Source organism: Arcicella sp. LKC2W (assembly GCF_034931005.1).
In the GTDB taxonomy this organism is placed as follows: domain Bacteria; phylum Bacteroidota; class Bacteroidia; order Cytophagales; family Spirosomataceae; genus Arcicella.
This window is the reverse complement of sequence record NZ_JAYGIN010000006.1, coordinates 27,288-47,181: the sequence shown is the minus strand read 5'-3', so window position 1 is coordinate 47,181 and position 19,894 is coordinate 27,288. Positions and strand designations below refer to the sequence as shown.

Annotated in this window: 17 protein-coding genes; 9 read left to right on the top strand and 8 right to left on the bottom strand. The window is 35.6% G+C overall.

The annotated features are described in order from the left end of the window. Positions 1 to 213: 213 nt before the first annotated feature. The 3 genes from VB796_RS07060 to VB796_RS07050 form a co-directional block, all read right to left on the bottom strand. Complete coding sequence (locus VB796_RS07060; protein ID WP_323345817.1) at positions 214 to 1,080, bottom strand: aldose 1-epimerase family protein; 867 nt, start codon at positions 1,078 to 1,080, stop codon at positions 214 to 216. 114 nt (positions 1,081 to 1,194) lie between these two features. Then, on the bottom strand, positions 1,195 to 3,396 hold the full coding sequence (locus VB796_RS07055; RefSeq protein ID WP_323345816.1) for a TonB-dependent receptor: 2,202 nt from the start codon (positions 3,394 to 3,396) through the stop codon (positions 1,195 to 1,197). 48 nt (positions 3,397 to 3,444) lie between these two features. Beyond that, positions 3,445 to 3,648 carry a hypothetical protein gene (locus tag VB796_RS07050; RefSeq protein ID WP_323345815.1) on the bottom strand — a complete coding sequence of 68 codons (204 nt, stop codon included), beginning with the start codon at positions 3,646 to 3,648 and terminating at the stop codon, positions 3,445 to 3,447. Positions 3,649 to 3,740: 92 nt separating this feature from the next. Between VB796_RS07050 and VB796_RS07045 the strand changes: the two genes are divergently transcribed. The 5 genes from VB796_RS07045 (at position 3,741) to frr (ending at position 7,546) form a co-directional block, all read left to right on the top strand. Then, complete coding sequence (locus tag VB796_RS07045; RefSeq protein ID WP_323345814.1) at positions 3,741 to 4,217, top strand: hypothetical protein; 477 nt, start codon at positions 3,741 to 3,743, stop codon at positions 4,215 to 4,217. A 209-nt stretch (positions 4,218 to 4,426) separates the two neighbouring features. Further along, a complete protein-coding gene (locus VB796_RS07040; protein ID WP_323345813.1) occupies positions 4,427 to 5,332 on the top strand; it encodes a DMT family transporter in 906 nt (301 codons plus the stop codon). A gap of 14 nt (positions 5,333 to 5,346) precedes the next feature. Then, the gene (locus VB796_RS07035) at positions 5,347 to 5,844 is read left to right on the top strand and encodes a biotin/lipoyl-containing protein (RefSeq protein ID WP_323345812.1); all 498 of its coding nucleotides are present in this window, start codon (positions 5,347 to 5,349) and stop codon (positions 5,842 to 5,844) included. A 280-nt stretch (positions 5,845 to 6,124) separates the two neighbouring features. Next, positions 6,125 to 6,835, top strand: coding sequence for a UMP kinase (gene pyrH, locus VB796_RS07030; RefSeq protein WP_323345811.1), 711 nt, complete (start codon positions 6,125 to 6,127; stop codon positions 6,833 to 6,835). 150 nt (positions 6,836 to 6,985) lie between these two features. Beyond that, the gene (gene frr, locus VB796_RS07025) at positions 6,986 to 7,546 is read left to right on the top strand and encodes a ribosome recycling factor (protein ID WP_323345810.1); all 561 of its coding nucleotides are present in this window, start codon (positions 6,986 to 6,988) and stop codon (positions 7,544 to 7,546) included. A 115-nt stretch (positions 7,547 to 7,661) separates the two neighbouring features. Here frr and VB796_RS07020 read toward each other — a convergent pair whose 3' ends face one another. After that, a complete protein-coding gene (locus VB796_RS07020) occupies positions 7,662 to 8,603 on the bottom strand; it encodes a patatin-like phospholipase family protein (RefSeq protein WP_323345809.1) in 942 nt (313 codons plus the stop codon). Between the two features lie 291 nt (positions 8,604 to 8,894). Here VB796_RS07020 and VB796_RS07015 point away from each other — a divergent pair, with 291 nt between their 5' ends. Continuing rightward, positions 8,895 to 9,869: a polyprenyl synthetase family protein gene (locus VB796_RS07015; RefSeq protein WP_323345808.1), complete on the top strand. Its 975-nt coding sequence runs from the start codon at positions 8,895 to 8,897 to the stop codon at positions 9,867 to 9,869. A gap of 134 nt (positions 9,870 to 10,003) precedes the next feature. Here the strand turns inward: VB796_RS07015 and VB796_RS07010 are convergent, their stop codons facing one another. Further along, positions 10,004 to 13,138, bottom strand: coding sequence for an SdrD B-like domain-containing protein (locus VB796_RS07010; RefSeq protein ID WP_323345807.1), 3,135 nt, complete (start codon positions 13,136 to 13,138; stop codon positions 10,004 to 10,006). 351 nt (positions 13,139 to 13,489) lie between these two features. Beyond that, entirely contained in the window at positions 13,490 to 14,176 is a 687-nt protein-coding gene (locus VB796_RS07005; protein ID WP_323345806.1) for a fatty acid desaturase, read from the bottom strand. Positions 14,177 to 14,322: 146 nt separating this feature from the next. On the opposite strand from VB796_RS07005, the gene VB796_RS07000 reads away from it, so the two are divergent. From VB796_RS07000 to VB796_RS06990, 3 genes are all read left to right on the top strand, one after another. Further along, entirely contained in the window at positions 14,323 to 14,889 is a 567-nt protein-coding gene (locus VB796_RS07000) for a hypothetical protein (protein ID WP_323345805.1), read from the top strand. Positions 14,890 to 14,940: 51 nt separating this feature from the next. Beyond that, positions 14,941 to 16,116, top strand: a complete 1,176-nt coding sequence (locus VB796_RS06995; RefSeq protein WP_323345804.1) for an SAM-dependent methyltransferase — start codon at positions 14,941 to 14,943, stop codon at positions 16,114 to 16,116. A 221-nt stretch (positions 16,117 to 16,337) separates the two neighbouring features. Continuing rightward, on the top strand, positions 16,338 to 17,087 hold the full coding sequence (locus VB796_RS06990; RefSeq protein ID WP_323345803.1) for an SGNH/GDSL hydrolase family protein: 750 nt from the start codon (positions 16,338 to 16,340) through the stop codon (positions 17,085 to 17,087). Positions 17,088 to 17,162: 75 nt separating this feature from the next. On the opposite strand, the gene VB796_RS06985 is transcribed toward VB796_RS06990, so the two are convergent. Then, positions 17,163 to 18,458 carry a DUF2851 family protein gene (locus VB796_RS06985; RefSeq protein WP_323345802.1) on the bottom strand — a complete coding sequence of 432 codons (1,296 nt, stop codon included), beginning with the start codon at positions 18,456 to 18,458 and terminating at the stop codon, positions 17,163 to 17,165. A 74-nt stretch (positions 18,459 to 18,532) separates the two neighbouring features. Next, complete coding sequence (locus VB796_RS06980; RefSeq protein ID WP_323345801.1) at positions 18,533 to 19,855, bottom strand: alpha-L-fucosidase; 1,323 nt, start codon at positions 19,853 to 19,855, stop codon at positions 18,533 to 18,535. Positions 19,856 to 19,894: the final 39 nt, after the last annotated feature.

Here is a 19,894-nt window from a genome sequence, read left to right as displayed (position 1 = left end):
TAAAATTATATTTTATATCTGTTTTATCTTAATTCTCCATAATTATTTAACTTTTAAGGGTCAAAAGCCCCTTTATAGCATATTTGCCCATATTGTCACTTTTACCAGAAAAAATAGCTAAGAATGTACTGAATTAGTTTATATTATCAAGTGATGGAGGTTTGATAAGTACGGCTTATTTTACTGTCTCAAAAATCCAATAACGAACTTCCATCAAACAGTCACACACCATGTTTTTTCAAAAATTTCATTAGCAATTAAACACATTATCCCTTCTTTTTCTGTCAATTCTTGGTTATGATTAGCCGCATCTGCAATGCCACACCAAGGCTCAATACATACGAAGTCTGCATTTTTTGCTGCCCAAATTCCTAAAAATGGGAATCCTTCAAAGTCAAACTGCAATTGCTGATTTACGTTGTCAGATTTAAGCGTAATTGATGTAGATTCAAGATTTTTAAAGACAATGGCATCGTCATAAAATAGTTCTTTGGTCAAAGGTAAAATATTGGTTTTTATCAAAAAATCAAAAGGTTGTGTTTCAATTAAACCTTCATTAGTCAATCCCCAACGCTTAAATGTTTCCGTTTTATTAAACTTCAAATAATAGTCATCATAATTGGTATTCTCAGCCAAAGGAACGGCAAAAGCAGGATGTCCACCCACAGAGAAAAACATTTCTCCTTCGCCAATATTTTTTACAGCATAAGTAACAGAAAGTGTATTATTGATTAAAGTATAAATCAACCGAAACTCAAATTTGAAGGGATAAACTTTCAGGGAATTATCGTCGTGAGTGAGTAAAAAAGTTACGCTATTTTCAGAAGATTTTTCAACGGCAAATTCTCTATCACGAGCAAATCCATGACGGGGCAAAGTATATTCTTTCCCTTCAAAGCGATAAACATTATTTTTTAACGAACCCACAATTGGAAACAAAACGGGCGAGGATTTACCCCAAAAATTGGGGTCAGCACTCCACATATATTCTGTTTGATTTTCGTGGTTGAAAAGGCTAACTAATTCAGCACCTTTCGGGTTGATTTTTACAGTGAGGTTTTGACTTGTGATTGTTTGCATGGGAGTTTACCAATTTACATTTCCTCAAAAGTACAACATTTTAAATATTAAACCCTTCCAAGTTTTTAACATTTGGAAGGGTTTATATTTTGTCAAATCATATCGTGAAACCACCTAATTCTTTCTCATATCCTCTGGCAAAACTTTCTTTTTAGAAATGGTAATGTATGTGCCAATCATGATGGTGCGGTAGGCGGCTGGCGTTATTTCGGTGCGAGTTTTTCCGTCAGTTGAATAGCGATAATTATAGACGTTTTTAGTGCCGAGTATGTTATCTACCGATAAATAAATGACCATAAAATTCCCTTTGACATTGGTTAAATAATTGAGCCAAACACTGGTATTATGTACGTCTGGAGTGCGTTCTGACAAGAAATTGGCATTATTGGGATTGTAATACGGACGACCACTTGTGTACGAGTATGTTCCCGAAATAGTCATCATTGGTTTGGCGATAAAATGCTTGTAAACCACATTCAAATTATGATTGGAAACAAACGTTGGCTGTGCTTCTGCTATGTAATTACCAAATAATCGCTTCGAGTCACAATAGCTATAATTTACCCATAAATCTCCGTTTTTAACAGTTTTGCTATCTCTAAAAAATACATCCACCCCTTGAGCAAAACCATGCCCCGAATTATCCGTTTTCCCGTTCGGAAAGCGTTGTGGATTTGCATCAAAATAACCTGTTGTACTTGGGTATTCTCTTACTAAATTTTCGTATTTTTTATAGTAACCCTCCACTCTGAAAGTACGTTTATTTTTGATGATTTGGTAGTTCAAAACGGCATGAGTAGCTTGTTCATATTGTAAGTTTTTGTTGTAGAAATAATATCTATAATCTGGAGTTTGATAGAACTTTCCGCCTGCCATTGATACCTGCGAATATTGCCCAGTTTTATAAGCCAACGAAAATCTTGGAGCTAAGTTGAAACCCGATTCTAAAGAAGAATATTCCCCTCTAACACCAATTCTACCAGCTAATTTACGAGTAATGTAAAACTCTGATTCTGAGAATAAAGCACCATAATTATCAACTAAAGTATTATTATTTTTTTCACCATTTTGCTGTACTAACAAATCGTATTTGGCTGAATGCCCTTCTGTTCCGAACAAGATATTGTTATTTTCTGCAAAAGAATGGGTTAAAGTTGCCCGTAATTGTGAGCGTTGTTCTGTCTTACCAAAAGTAGATGTGCCAGCCTTTAAATCATCAAAATTATACGAATAGGAAGCTCCAGATTTCAAAACCCAATTGGCATCTTTATCTAATGCTTTTTGGTAGCTACTGGTTAGAAAAAGGTTATCATTTTTTATGCCAAATTCGGTTAAAACATTGTTATTTTCAGCATTTTTAAACATCATTCCAGAAACACTTTTTCCATAAATAGCATCGAATTTAAAGTTTTCTCCCGATGATGGTTTTAAGCGGTAAGACGTAGAAATATTCAATTGCTCAGGGATTTTTTTCCATTCAATATTTTGCGGATAAATTGAAAATAATGGCGTAAGATTACTGTATGCAACTGTTCCATTTATAGAATGATTATCAGTCAATTGGGTATATCCTGCTGACAATTGAGCCAAATTTGCATTGATGACATAACCCGATTCAGTAGCTAAATCGGTAGTATTCATTTGTAAAACTGCCGATAAAGCCTGACCATATTGAGCCGAATATCCACCCGTTGAAAACGCTGAACCTTTAAACTGAAAGGGTGCAAAACGTGAGCGAGAAGCCACATCTGGCGAAGCCGTATTGTAGGCATTTTGAACGGTAATTCCATCAATCAAAATTTTAGATTCTTGAGCAGAACCGCCACGCACAAACATCCCTGTTGATTCTCCATTTCGTTGAGAACCAGGTGTTAAAAGCGTCATGGTTTGCGTAATATCTGCTCCTCCGCCCGCAGTTGTTACAATGTCGATAGGTTTTATTAAGGTTGTTTTCTTTTCGTCTGAAGCCTCAAAAGTTCCTGCTGTTACCGTAACTGTATTCAATTCATTGGCGGTTTCTCTCATTTTTACGGTCAATTCCATCAACCCATTTTTCAAGATAATAGTCTGACTATAAGCCTCATAACCTATAAAAGAAGATTGGATAATTTGTTCTCCTTTTTCGGTAGTTTTAAACTGAAAATTACCTGCTCCATCGGCAGTTGCTCCATCATAAGAGCCTTTTAAAGAGACATTTGCCCCTGGTAAACTCAGTCCTTTTTCATCGACAACTTTACCTTTAAGAGTTGTTTGTCCGAAAGAGTATGCGGTAGTTAATATAAAAAATAGGGCGAGTAAATTTGTAAGCGTTTTCATCAGCGTATTTGTTTAATTTCTGATTCAAAATAAGGGCAGAAACAAGTTTTATGGAATGGTTTTCAGATGAACTCCATGATTTGAGGAGTGAATTAAGGTTTTTCGTGAGGGAAATTTTCTTTTATCCGTGATTTTGATGTTATTTTGTAAAGAGTCTGCCAAACCATTATTCAAATCTGTTACGCCATTATTGTCAAATAATACAGTTTTTGATTTTTCGCTTTTCTTCCTTACTTCATCACATTGAAGCAATATTTATAAACTCTATCGTGAAAAGAGGCTTTTTACTTTCTCTATTATTTTCAATGTATTCTCTGGTGTTAAAAGCTCAGAGCGAAAAACCTATGTACCTAAGTTTTTCATACGGAGCAGACCAAAATCTCGAAAAATCAGATAAAATTCTTTCCACAACTCCAACTTTGTTAAGTGTAACTTTTGAGAAACGATTGCCCAATAGTGATTTCTATGGCTTGGGCTTACACGCTTATCGGTTTATAAAGGTTTTCGATAATTATAACCATTTGTCACTGAGAGGATACCAACATTTTGGCTATGCGGTTGATGCTTCTGGAGGGAATTTTGACCCATACATTGGTGCTTTTGTGGGTGGAGAAGTATTTCAAGGAAGTTTTAATCCAGCCGTTGGTATTTTTATTGGTTTACGAACGATGGTTACTCAAACAGCAGGTTTTCACTTTGAATTCATCTCAACTTCTTCTGGATTTAATAGCACTTCTCTTCTGCAATTTGGACTAACAACTTGTTTTATGAAAAGTGAATTTCCGAAATTAAAAAAATGGGGAAATCGTTGTCCGAAGTGAGTTATTGGTTATTGGTTATTGGTTATTGGTTATTGGTTATTGGTTATTGGTTATAAAAAAGTGCTTTTTGTAATTATAGATTCCCTAAATATCGTTTTTTTTCAAATTAATATTATCCAGTAACCAATCTACCAGTAACCAATAACCAATCTACTAATAACCAATCAACCAATATGAAACTTTACTGAAATTGAGTGGGTTATATTTTTATGGAAACAAAAAATACTACTCAACAAACCACTTCAAAACTTCAAAATCCCACTTTAGCTTGGAGTTTATTAGCTTTATTAGCCGTTATCTGGGGCAGTTCATTTATTCTTGTTAAGAAAAGTCTTGTTATTTTTGATGCCTCACAAGTAGGTTCATTACGGATAGCGGCGGCATTTCTTTTCTTTTTGCCATTCGTTTTAATTAACCTCAAAAAAATTCCTTTTCAAAAGGCTCACATTTTTTTATTAGTTGGCTGTTTGGGCAATTTATTTCCTGCTTATTTATTTTCTTTAGCAGGGTCAAAATTAGACAGTGGTGTTTCAGGTGCTTTAAACTCGACTACTCCCCTTTTTACGCTTATTGTTGGTGGTCTTTTCTTTGGTAATAAAATCACGTCTAAACAGACAATTGGTATTGTTTTGGGTTTTATCGGAGCTTTGTTATTGATTTTGGCAGGAGCAAAAGGGCTCAATTTTAACGTTTATGCTCTGTACGTAGTAGCTGCAACGGTTTTTTATGGATTAAATCTCAACATTACTAAAAAATATTTGACAGGCTTAGACCTCACTCCATTCCAGATTACCTCTTTCATATTTACGACCATTGGACCAATAGCTCTCATTGTCCTATTCAGTGGGAATTTCGTCCAAAAAGTTCAAAATCCAGAAGCAATACAACCACTTTTATACGGTATTCTTTTAGGTGTAATGGGGTCAGCTATTGCGATGGTTTTGTTCAATAGACTTATACAAATGACCAGTGCGGTTTTGGCAAGTTCGGTAACTTATCTTATTCCGATTGTAGCAATTATTTGGGGAATTCTCGACGGAGAAACTATACAAATTCAGCACTTTTTAGGTATGGGAATAATTTTAGTTGGTGTATATTTGGTGAATAAATCTTAATTCAAAAACCAACAATGCTCAAAGCAACAGTCAACAACCAAACCTTTGATATTCAGTCAGATAAATCTGGAATCATGGTAAATAGTCAGCCATTCAATTGGGATATGGTTGAAGTTAAAGATAGAAATTTTCATATTCTTTACAACAATCGCTCATTTAATGCAGAGGTTTTAGAGACTGATTATCAATCAAAATCATTTTTAATTAAGATAAATAAAAATAAATATTCTGTTTCGGTAAAAGACCGTTTTGACATTTTGCTTGACCAATTGGGAATGAGCAACGCCAATGCGACAAAAGTAAACGACCTCAAAGCACCCATGCCAGGTTTAATTGTGGACATCAAAGTAAAAGTGGGTGATGTGGTAAAAAAAGGCGATACCATCCTAATTTTGGAGGCTATGAAAATGGAAAATATCCTAAAAGCCGTTGGCGATGGAACGGTTAAAGCCATTAAAATTTTACCAAAACAAAACGTAGAAAAAAATCAAATTCTTATTGAATTTGAATGAAATTAGAGGGTAGAGTTTAGATTTCAGAGAATAGATTTTAGAGAATAGAGAATAGAGAACAGATATTAGAGAATAGTTTCATCAAATATCAATCCTGTAATCTCTCTCATCTAAACTCTAACCTCTATAATCTAAACTCTATACTCTGTCTAACCTCTATCATCTAAACTCTGACCTCTAATCTCTATCCTCTAAAAAAATCTAACCTCTATTATCTAAATCCTCTTTTTCTCCTTTCAATCCTTTTTCCTATCTTTGCCTCCGCAAAAAACCTTACATCATGGACAAACCCAAATACAGACGTATTCTTCTTAAATTATCAGGCGAAGCCCTTAGTGCTGGCGGCGAAGTTATTGACCCTTCTATCTTAGAGCAATACGCTCAGGAAATTAGAAAAGTAAAAGATTTAGGCGTAGAAATCGCAATTGTGATTGGTGGAGGCAATATTTTTCGTGGTGCTGCCGCTGCTAAAGTTGGTATCGACCGTGTGCAAGGTGACTATATGGGAATGCTTGCTACTGTTATTAATGGCATGGCAATTCAAGCCTCTCTTGAAAAGCACGGAATGTTCACTCGTCTATTGACTGCTATCAAGATGGATGCCGTTTGCGAACCATTCATTCGTCGTAGAGCAATGAGACATTTAGAGAAAGGGCGTATCGTAATCTTCGGAGCAGGAACAGGAAACCCTTATTTCACAACCGATTCAACCGCTGCCCTTCGTGCAGTTGAAATTGAAGCAGAAGTTGTTTTGAAAGGCACAAGAGTTGACGGCGTTTATACTGCCGACCCAGAAAAAGACCCAACTGCTACAAAATACGAAAGTCTTTCCTTTGCTGAAGCCATCTCGAAAGGTCTAAAAATCATGGATACTACGGCATTTACTTTATGTCAAGAAAACGAAGTTCCTATCATCGTATTTGATATGAATAAGCCAAGCAACCTTGTTAATTTAGCCAAAGGCGATTCAGTAGGAACGCTTATCAGTTAATAATTAAATAGGTTTTAGAATTTATATCGTGTTTGATTATGTTGTAATTACTTGATTAATAGCAAGTTTCAACACTAAATCCAACATATAAATCCTAACCCTACTTAATTATTTTAATTAATCACTCATTCACAAATCACTCATTGAAAAATGGAGGAAATAGAATTTTATATTGACGCTGCCAAAGAAACAATGGACGGAGCGTTGAAACACTTAGCCATTGAATTATCAAAAATTCGTGCAGGAAAAGCAACACCTTCAATGCTTGATGGTATTCAGGTTGATTATTATGGAATGATGACTCCACTCACAGGGGCAGCATCCATCAGTACACCCGATGCACGAACAATTTTGGTAAAGCCTTTTGAAAAGAAAATGATTCAAGAATGTGAAAAGGCAATTCGTAATTCAAATATTGGACTTTCACCAATGAATGATGGTGAAAATATTCGTCTGAATATTCCTCCACTGACAGAAGAACGTCGTAGAGAATTAGTAAAGCGAGTAAAAGGAGAAATAGAAACGGCAAAAATTAATGTTCGTAACGTCCGTCAAGATGCTAATAATAACATCAAGAAATTGAAAAATGATGGAGCATCGGAAGATGCCATCAAAGAAGGCGAAGAACGCATCCAACAATTGACCAATAGTTATATTGCAAAAGTGGAATCTACTTTTGCGGATAAAGAAAAAGATATTATGTCGGTTTAATCAGTAGAGACAAGGCAATGCCTTGTCTCTTTTATTTTATGTAAGAATCCAAAGATTGGAATTAGACAAGGCAAGGTAATACCTCTCAAGAGTGAGACAAGGTAATGCCTTGTATCTACGTTATGCTTTTCATTTCCTCTCTCCCTTGCTGATAACCCAAGAAAATAAGTCTTTGAATATCTTCTTGGTCAAAGTCTTGAATATCAATATTTAAGGTTTTATGTGGGCGAATGATTTTTAAGTTGATTCGTTTTTGTCCTTTCAAAATACCAAATTCACCCTCTGAGCCATCTATTGGTAAACATTCATTTCTGAATTCAGCCCAATCCAAATCTGCATTAAGACATTCATTCACGGCAATATCCATTACTCGGTCAACTAATGCCAAAAGATTTCCATACGGAAAATATCCCCCATCAATATTTCTTGTATGACAAGCGATACAAATAATTTCGGTAGCTCCGTCAGAAATAGCCTTTTTAATTGGAGCAACATCACGCATACCACCATCCAAAAAAGCCATTTTACGTAATCCTCCAATATTTACCACAGGCATTAAAATCGGAATGGCAGAAGATGCCATTATATAATCCAGAAAATGGTCATAAGTTGGGTCTGCATATACAATACTACCATTGATAATATCTACCGCACCCACTTTTAATTGAATAGGGCTGGCATTAAGATTTCGAAGATGAATATTATTATGAAGAATTTCTCGAAGTGGCGTAGTGTCCAATAATCCCTCAAAATTTCTACGTATGGCACTCATTCCCAAATCATACGTACCTCTTCTAAGAGCAAGGCTATCGGGCGTATTGATATTATTAATCCAAAAATCGCAAAGGTCAACGGAACTTTGGGCATAGTCAACACTTCCATTATTATTCATAAACTGCAAGCCAAAATCATTCACCAAATAAGAAGCATTCATACTTCCTGCTGATATTCCATAGATAGCATCAGGACGAAAACCTGATTCAAAAACTGCTCTAACCACACCCGCTTGATATGCTCCCTTGACAGAACCTCCTGCCAATACTAAAATTTTACTCATTTGATTATATCTTATTTACCTATTGTGATTTTCAACAGTTATGGTTTACAGTTTTATGATGTATAAACTTACAGACTTTTCCATTAAATATCGAACTAAAAAAATAAAAATAAGTTAATAAACATATAGTAGATACAAGTTTTTGTAGAAAAGTGTAATTTGCGAATTGTTATCAGTTATTGGTTATTAATTATTGGTTGTTGACGAGTATTATTTTAAGTCAGAATAATAATTCACCTCAATACTTGATAATTTATGCTGCAGCGGTGAACCGCTCCTAATTAAGAAATAATGAGTTTATCAATTAAAGAAATACAAGCTCCTATTGCCGAAGAAATGAAAGCCTTTGAAGGGAAGTTTCGGCAGTCGATGAAAACCAAAGTAATGTTGTTGGATACGATTATGAACTATATCGTCCAACGAAAAGGGAAACAAATAAGACCGATGTTTGTATTCTTGACGGCAGGACTTTGTGGTGAAATTACCGAAAAAACGTATCGTGGTGCTGCTCTCATCGAACTTTTACATACCGCAACGCTTGTACACGACGACGTGGTGGATGACTCCAATTATCGGCGTGGATTCTTTTCGGTAAATGCTCTTTGGAAAAACAAAATAGCCGTTTTAGTTGGTGATTATTTATTATCAAAGTCACTTTTGTTATCGGTAAATAATAACGATTTTGAGTTATTGAAGATTGGTTCAAATGCAATTCAAGAAATGGCTGAAGGCGAACTAATGCAGATGGAAAAAGCTCGTAAATTAGACATCACCGAAGATGTTTATTTTGAGATTATCCGTAGAAAAACCGCTACTTTGATTGCTGCTTGTTGTGCTATGGGCGTGAGTTCGGTTGGAGCAGACGATGAAACTGTTGAAAAAGCAAGATTATTTGGCGAAAAAGTGGGTGTAGCTTTCCAAATCAAAGATGATTTATTTGACTATGGTGACGCTGAAATCGGGAAGCCTTTAGGAATTGACATTAAAGAAAAGAAAATGACTTTACCGCTGATTTATGCTCTAAATCAGGCTGATTGGTTAACAAAGCGTCGAGTAATTAATACGATAAAAAACGAATCGGAAAATCCTAAAAAAGTAGCTGAAGTAATTGATTTTGTGAAAAAATCTGGAGGCATTGAATATGCTACACAGGTTATGCAAAGCATTGTTACAGAAGCACATAATATTTTAAATACTTTCCCTGATACTATTTTTAGACAATCCTTAGCGGGTTTGGTTCAATTTACGATTGAGAGAAGTAAGTAGGTATTGGGTATTGGGTATTGGGTATTGGGTATTGGGTATTGGGTATTGGGTATTGGGTATTAAAAAAGTGGAACTTAGCTTACTAAGTTCCACTTTTTAGTTAAGAATAAAAAATTAAATATTAACACCAATTACTAATTTTTAATTACAGTCATTGGTAAACAAATATTTTCTTTACACACTATCGTAAAAGGGTCTGCTTGAACAGTAATACTCTCAATACAAGCAGGTTTATTCATATCTCTTACTGTCAATTTTATGGGCTGACTATTTGCTTTCAGTTCTTTCCCTAAACCTACCCGAATAGTTGAACCATAAGCTGTTCCTCCAACATTCAAGACTGTTCCTCCTGTACCATCTGGATTGGCGTTTACCACCACTTCATATAACCCTGCTGCTCCTGCACTAATGACATTAGTTTGGATTAAAGTAGTAAAATAATCATCAGATATATCATAAGGTGTTCCATTATTATAGACCTTAATAGAAGGAGCTTCTACATTTGCCGTTATTTTACAAACCGTACAAACTGTTCCGTCGATAGTCACTTGAATATCTCTTGAACATTCATCACTGGCATTAAAAATTCTCACCGTATAAACAGTCGCTGTTGAGTTTCCAACTAAGCTATCAATTTCAAAATAACTACTGCTATTTATCTCCGAAGCATTGGCAAATAATGGCCCTGTGTAGGTAGTACCAATCGAATATCCAACTTTATGAGAGAATTGTAAATTTGATAAAATAATTTTAGCATTGTCTTTCAATTGGTCTGTAATTGGGTCACAGGTAGCTTTTTGAGCCACTAAATCCAGTTTTGGTAATGGGCAATAAGCAAAGTCATAAGAGTGGTTTGATTGCCCAACATCCCCAGTTGTTACCGAGATAGCTCCGTCATTCCCTGTGAGTATCCCATCAGAATCTAACAAATCTTGATTGGGGCCAGCACCAGCATTAGAATTACCTAAAATACTATCGTCAACTTTCCAACCTCCATCATTTGTGGTCGTGTCCATCACCACTTTATTACCTCCAGAAATAACCGAACCTGTATATAAATTATTAGACTCTTCTATTTTTGTTTTCTTTTTACTAACCGATGCAGGAGCAAACGCTGAAACGGCTTTACCTTTCACCAATATCTTATAATTTGTTCTTGGTTGTGGCCCTAAACGATTAGGTTTTGAAACTCCGAGTGTATCCACTACATTAAAGTGATTGAAAGCATAAACACCATTCATATCAGTAGTATCTCTCCCAACTACTTGATTACTTGAATTTACCAAGTGTAATATTACCGATGAAATCCCTTTTTCTCCAGCATCTTGAATTCCATTACCGTTATTATCTTTCCAAAGTAAATTCCCGATTTCAAGCGGAGCAGGGTCACAGACCATATTAATATCTCCTAATGAACTTGCTTTACCATAGTTTACGGGAGCATTATTGATGATATTATTTAATTCTTCAATTACTTCCAATGCTCTTTTTTTACTTCCATTTTCATTACTAAGCCAAGTTAATCCCGCAGAATAAGCCCTTATTGGGTCAGTTGAAGCCAATAATATTTCACGAGAACCAGGTCTGAAAGCCAATGAACCAACACTCAATTCATAGTGACCAAATGGGTCATTTGAGTCTCCAACATAAAACTCTCCTCCTCCTACTCCCTGATTATTATTTTGTCCCGCAGTAGAAACACCACAAACTGTTCCATTATTTTCTAATGTCCAATTGATGCCATCACAACGTCCAATTCTGAGAATATCACCTCCCAAACGAGGGTCAAAACCAAATGTGCCATGATGCTGACCATGTGCATCTACCCCTGCAAAACGTATCTGATGACTAAAACGGTCTGTAAAAGCAACAATCATAGAACCGTCAGAGTCAAGTTCAATATCAGAAAGTAGTGGCATTGGATAGGCTAAAAACTTATCCAATGATGGGTCTGGTCGTCCACGCATAAATTCGGGCATTCCCGACACATACCAATCTGAAATCCAAGGATACCATTTTCCAGACTCTGGACGCTCCCCTGTGGCAATTCCTTTTTTATAATTTAAAGGAAATTCAATTGCCAAATTCCATGTAGGAGTAGGAGCTTCTGGCTCAAATTCATAAATTCGAGCCTTTAAATCGGTACTATCCTTTGAAATTGAAGCATCGCAAGTAACCCCAACAAAAACTTTATTTTGTCTTACACAAAGCCCAAAAGGGCGACCAATTCCTTTATGAAGTTCGTCAAAACCACTTGGAATATCCCAAGAAGTAATGTCTGAAGCTGTAATACTTCCCGCAGGTTTATGAGGAACATCAATAAAGATTCGGTGTAATTTTCGTTCTTTTAGATTTACCACAAATAAATACTTTCCATCACTGGAAATATCTAAATCTCCCAACGACATTTTACCAACTTCATCAAAGGGGTTTCCGTTGGCATTAATCGTGTCTAATTGATAATTCGGAGCTGAGTGTGGGTCACTTCCAGTATTAATTCCGAAATCAGATAAATTGAGATACAACTCGGTAAAAGACTGAGCAGGAGCAGTTACATTTTTGGTAACATAGATAGCTCCACTACCTCCAATTCCAAATCCTGCATGGCGTTTCATAAAAGCCGCTGCAAAAAAAGAACCAGTTTCTCGCTGATACGCCCCTCCCCAAGTAGAACCGACCATCGCAATAGATGAATTGGGCATTCCTATTTGGCTATGGTCTGTACCAGAAGCGGAGTATTTAAAAAGAGCTAAACCATCATTCGGAATGAGATTATCTCCAATACCAACCACATAACAGGGTACCACAACCGAAGGGTCGTCTCCACAGTAATCATCGGCAAGATTCATTCCTAAATCAACTCCAGAAACAGGAGCATGAACCATTTGAATACTGGATTGACTACTTGCTCCTGTTTGCGTAATAAATCCATCAGTATAACTTTCGGGTAATAGAAAGTGTATCCTCAGATTTCCAGAAACATCAGCGATAGTATATCTTCCGTGATTGTTGGTTAGGGCAAAACCTTTCAAAACACCAGCATGGTCATAGGCTTCAACTCTAACTCCAGCCCAAACTTGGTCGAGATATGTGGCGGTGCTATCCCAAGCACCATTTACATTAAAATCCTTATAGACTCGCCCCGAAACTTGGGCGTGTATAGAGGATGTAAAAAATAGAAATAGAGGAATAATGGCAAACAGTCTTTTGGTGTGTATAAATAGACGCAACTCTGCCCGTCTTCCAAAAACGGGTACATAAATATTCATTTGTTTTTACCAATTAATGGCGGTTTAATTGTTGGAAACTGACGGTGTATTTGGAGCAAAAATTATGCCGAATGACGGTTGGAAGAGGTATTACAAGTACCCTAAACAAGAGGTTCTTTTTTAAGAAAAAGAGATTCTTTATTGTCTAAAAATAATACCATTAGACATTATTTATGACGAAAGTAGAAAAATATCTATAAATGGATATTTTCAATGAATGATATGTTTTTTCGCAAAAAAACGCATTTGTCATTAAAAATAAATTGTTTTGGAATAGTTATAAAAAAAGAAAATTAATTATTAGAGCATATTTTAAATTATTAAATAATAAGCAGTTACAACTTTTTATAATTATTGAACGTTTTGTTGCTCTTTCGCTTTGGGCAATTGCCACCAAGGCAAATATGGATAGGCGTGATGTTCGTGATGATACCCAAAAAAATAGCAAGAAATGAAAGCCACAAAATGATTGAGGTCTTGACTTCGAGCTTTGAATTTATCCGAAGTATCGTGTTCTCCACGATGAGGCAAATACGTTCCAAAATAGAATAATTGTAACGTACTAAGAATAGCAGGGACTTCCCAAAAAACTATCAAATTTTCCATCGGAAAAACTAACTTTAAAATATTATACGTAATAGCCATAAAGAGAATTTGCCAAAAGGTTACGTATTCTAAAGCAAATTTCAGATACCATCTAAAGAAATTTCCATGATAATAATCAGGGTCATCGTCCGACACCACATGGGCATGATGTAAGTGATGTTTGCGAGAAAGTTTTTCGTAATTGTTATAGGCAAAAATCGTTGCACAAACAAAACCAATCCAATAATTCAATTTCTTATTATTGGGAGCAACAACGCCATGAATGGCATCGTGAGCGGTGATAAAAATTCCTGTGTATAAATGCGTTTGCAAAAGCACAAACACATACACCAATGGATTGTAAAAATCTATTTGATAGTTTAATAAATATATCAACGTAACTATCCAAAGCGAAATAATACCGATAGCATAAAATATTCCTTTATTTTCCATAAATTCTTAATCAATAAAAACTTAACCCTTTGAAGCCTTTATATTGAAGCTGTTAACTAAACACTGCTGAATTAACCCCTAATTCCTTAACTTTGTTACAATTTGTGTTTTTAAAACGGCGGACAGGGCTGTCCGTGTTACATTTGATGGCAAAATTAGAAAAAGACTTACAGATGGCAATTTTATCAATGCCACAAAAAGATAAAGATAAATTATTATTGAGGCTTGTTGCCAAAGATGTTATTCTTGTTCAGCAGTTACAATTCACTTTGGTGGAAGAAGGAATAACCGTTGAGTTCCGTCGTGATGAAGTCAAAACTGCGATTGACAAACTTTATCGGTTGGATGCCATGTCATCGGGCTATTTAATGATGGATATGCGTTATCTCAATAGCGAAATTACTCGACACGTAAAAGTTACCAAAGATAAATACGGTGAAGTAGAATTGACCATGAAATTGTTGAAAGACTGTTTTGAAAAACAATTGAAATGGATTTCAAAATACAATTCAAAAACCGATACACTAACAAATTATGTTGTTAAAAGAACTGATTTTCTTTTGAAGAAATTGGTAAAACTTCATCCCGACATTCAGTTTGATTTTTATAGTGACGTTAATTTATTGTTAGAAAACATTTATAGCAACGGCACTTCCTTTTATGCCGTACAAATGGGACTACCGAAGGTTTTTGAAATTTCAGAATCAGAATAATTTTTTACTGTGACTCCGCAAAATATACTTGCTTCAAAACATACCCAACCATTGCAAACGAATCAATTCATTAATTCTCTTTCTGAAAGTATTTCACAAAATACTTTTGTCAAACTGTCTTTGGGCAATTATAAAGGTTCTGAAGAAGGGCTAAAAAATATTTACGTCAAACAGATTTTGATAAAACGAGAAGAGAAACTCAACTTTACTTATCGCTACAAAACCCGTGATATTACCAAAAACTTCACGATTGAAGAAGGCGTAAATCTCATTCACCAATCTTTAGAAAACGGTTTTAAAGTCGCAACGCTTTTTACCAATGAGTTTGATTTAATTTGGGAACAATTTAATAATCAAAAGATTACATTACGAAAAATCAATCCCACCCAAAAAGCTCAAGTTTCGCTCGACCACGACCGTTCTAAAAAACGCCTGATTGAAACCAATGCAAAAGCCTATTTACACGAACTAAAAATTACGGATGCGGAGGGAAATGTTTACAAAAATGCTCAGGATAAATACAAGCAAATCAATCATTACGTTGATATTTTGAGTTCTTTAATTAAAGAAATTCCTGCCGAAAATCTGAAAAAAGTCGTTGATATGGGTTCGGGGAAAGGTTATTTAACTTTTGCTTTGTACGATTATCTGACGAATGTTTTGGCGTTAAAACCGTCAGTCATTGGCGTAGAATTTCGTCCTGACATGGTAGAATTATGTAATTCAATTGCCCAAAACACAGGATTTGACGGTCTGAATTTTGTGGAAGGAACCATTGAAAACTACGACAGCACCGATACCTATATTCTCATTGCCCTCCACGCCTGCGATACCGCAACCGACGATGCCATTTACAAAGGAATCACCGCAGAAGCTGATTTAATTGTGGTTGCCCCGTGTTGTCATAAACAAATCAGAAGGGAAATTGAGAAAAATAAAGCCTCCAACGAATTAGACTTTTTGACCAAATACGGCATTTTCTTGGAACGTCAAGCCGAAATGGTGACGGACGGCATTAGAGCCATGATTTTGGAATATTTCGGCTACAAAACCAAAGTTTTTCAATTTATTTCCGACGCACATACGCCTAAAAATGTGTTGGTTGTAGGCATAAAAGGCAAAGTAAACCCGAAGAAGCAAGCGGAGATTTTAGAGAAATTAAAAGCTACGAAAGCTTATTTTGGGATTGATTATCATCATTTGGAGAGATTGCTTGCACTGATTTGAAATCAGTGCATTTTTGGTCTTGCGATTGCATCGCATTTATTAGCGTTAAAAACGCAAGACCAAACCACGCCTGATTGCAAATCAGGGTGAGCGAGAGCATTAATGGTCTTGCGAAGTGTCGCATTTATTAGCGTTAAAAACGCAAGACCAAACCACGCCAAACAGTCCCACTGGGGTTATAAATCAGGGTGAGCAATAATAAAACATTCTCTCAAACAACTATGAAAAATTCAAGAAGAGCTTTTATTTCAAAACTTGGTCAAGGTGGACTTATGCTTGCCGCTCAGCCTTCACTTGATGGTTTAGCATTACAAGACAAAATCGACCCTAAAAATTTTACCATGTTATTTCAAGGCGATTCGATTACAGATGGAAATCGAACTCGTAACAATGACTGGAATCATATTTTGGGGCATGGATATATGTATTTGATAGCCAGCAGATTGTGGTTTGATAAACCCGAAGCGGGCTATAATTTTATAAATCGTGGGATTAGTGGCAATAAAGTTTCAGACTTAGCAAAACGTTGGCAAACGGATACGCTTAACCTCAAACCCAATTTATTAAGTATTTTGGTAGGTGTAAATGATACGCATTCTGTCATCCGAAATCAAAACCCTGAGTCGGCAGAAGTATTTGAAGAAACTTACCGAAACTTGCTAACGGAAACTAAAAAAAAACTCCCTGATGTAGTTTTGGTACTTTGTGAACCCTTCATTCTACCAGTCGGAATGGTGAATCAAAGCAGTGATTTATGGTATGCTGAAATTAAAAAGAGACAGGCAATTGTAAAGAAATTAGCCAATGAATTTCAAACGATTTTTGTGCCGTTTCAGCAATGTTTTGACAAAGCAACTGAAAAAACACCTGCTAATTTTTGGTGTTGGGATGGGATTCACCCAATGCCCGCTGGACATGAATTAATGGCAAGAACTTGGATTGAGGAAGTGAGTAAAAAAGTAAACATATAGTGCTTAACTGAGCCTGTTTTGAGTGTAATTTCGATGGAAATATCATTGCATTAATACCTTTGTGAGGCATCACATTTAATCATTTTTTCGCAAAATATCAACCCCAACATTACACTCCAAACACTTTTTTGTCAGGCAAAAATGATTATACCACTCAATACTCGCTTGTGAATCGAAGGCTGTCTTTATCTTCAAACCCATTGATTGCCAATGCTTTGTAATATTATTTTCTTCGGCAGCAATTTCTTCTAATAAACCAATGGCTTTTTCTAAATAATCTCGATTATCTTTTTGATTGGCATAAGCAACCAATAAAGGCACAACCGTATTTATCACCACATTCTCTACTGAAGAGTTTCCTAAAGTCGGTACTTTCCCTTCTGATTTTTTACCAAAAACATAATGCTCTATCCAATAATCCGATTGTTTTACTTTCAAGATTTTAGCTAAACTTTTCACCTTGTCAAGATGAATTAACACGGAAAAAAGGTTGGCATTTTGATGAATAAATTTGGCGAATTGAGCCAAACGAACCGTGGGGAAATTGGCAGGACGGAGCCGTAAATACTTCCACTCGTGTTGCCCCAAAACTTTATCGTGCAATTGATATTTTGAAGCTAAAAACTGAAATTCTTTTCGGAGATTTTTTCGATAATCGTCCCATTCTATTTCGTTATTGTCATTTTGTAGAAAACCCGCAACGCCAAAAATCAAGGCTTCAATTTGTCCTAAATTATCACGATGTTTTTGTAGAATTTTCAAAGGAAGGTTTTTAGACAAACTCAAAAATGGTTCAGCATTCAGTTTAAAACCGAAGTTTTTGGCTAAAATTTGGTAGGTTGTTTCTTCCCAATCTTGTTTATTTTCCTGTAAAAACTGGTTCACTATCAATGATTTATCTTGCAGACGTTTCATTAAAACCTTATCCAACATCGACAGTTTTTTGATGTCATCCACTTCCATAAATTGATTTTGGCAAGGCATTTCAGCTTTGCTTTGCATCATGGCGTGGTATTTTTGGAGGAGATTTTTATCGGCTCGTTCACACAAGGTAATCGTCGGAATTTTTGTGCCGTCTTTTCGCAAAATGGGTTTATCATCTTCCCAAACAACGTGTAGAATTACGTTTTGATATGAAGCATCAAATTGATGTTTGTGCATATCCCAATCAGAAGATTTTATATGAATTTCAACACTTCCAGCCCATACCACTTCATCAATGATAATACGAGCATCTTGGAAATCTGCTCCAGAGTCAAAGTTTAAACGACCAACCTTATTTACTTCAACTACTTCTCTATCAGTAGTTTGTAGATTTGTTTTATCAAAATTTTGAAATTGCCACAAAAAATGCAGAAATGATTCATTCATGATTTAGTAGAATTAAGTACGGATTTATATACTTGCCATTTTATATAAATCCGTTTTAAATATGATGGTATTTATTATTTTTCCAACTCAATGACGTTATCCATCGCATTTTTATCCAACGAAGCAACATCAAAAACATAATACTCATTATCCAATTTTTGAAATTTCACAGGTGATTTACCCACAAATAACTTTGCCGATTTTACATTTTGAGGAATTTTTAACATGAATTTATCATCTTTATAATTCAAAAGGTGAATATACATTTTATTGCCTTTTTCGGTAACTGCTCCCCACGCCTGCGGACGGACAAAACCGCCTTTTGAGCCATAAATTGTTTCTCCGTAAACCTTCAACCAATCGCCCATTTGAGCTAATCTTTCCACAAATTCTGGTTGAATTTCACCATTGGGCATTGGTCCAACATTTAATAAAAAGTTTGCTCCAAAACCAGCCGCTTTTACTAAATAATCAACCAATTGTTTGGTTGATTTGTATTTATGGTCATTGATATTGAATCCCCAAGCGTCGCTAATGGTTTCGCAAGTTTCGAGTGGCAAAGGTGAAATATCAGCACCGCCAAAACCTGTTGAATTTCCACCTGGTAAATCTTTTTCAAACATCTGAAAATCTTCCCCTGCAATTGGCATCAAATGGTGATTATTTCCGATTAAACATTGCGGTTGTAACTTGTGAATTAACGAGTAAATTTCGTCGTACTTCCAATCAATTTTTGAACTCAAAGTCTTGTCATGGTCATTCGCCAATTGATCCCAATGTCCATCAAACCAAATGGTTGAAACTTCACCATAATTGGTCAAAAGTTCAGTCAATTGAGCTTTCATAAATTTTAAATAACTCGCATAATCACTTTTTTTAGTACGTCCTGTGCCTTTGCCTGTTTTTCCTGTTTCGTAAGGATAATCATCTCTGTACCAATCTAATAGCGAATAATAAAAACAAATTTTAATTCCTTGTTTATGACATTCATCGGCTAATTCCTTCACAATATCCCGTTTGAAAGGCGTTTTCATAATATTCCAATCCGACTGTTTTGTATCGAAATTACTAAATCCGTCATGGTGGCGAGTAATCAAAGTAATGTATTTCATACCCGAATTTTTGGCAATTTCAACCCAAGTTTTGGCATTAAAATCAATCGGATTAAAGACTTTTTGTAGCCTAACATAATCCTTTACAGGAATATTTTGGTTTTGCATCACCCACTCGCCATCACCCAAAAGGCTCGACAGTCCCCAGTGAATAAACATTCCGTATTTCATGTTTTGGAATTCCTCACGAGCTTTCAAATTATCTGCTGAAGGCGTGTATCCCGTTTGTCCGAATGTTGAAAATGCAATAGAAAAAGCAATGAGAGATATTAGTATTTTTTTCATAGTTTTTGATTTGGTAATTTGTTGAATGAAGAAAATTTC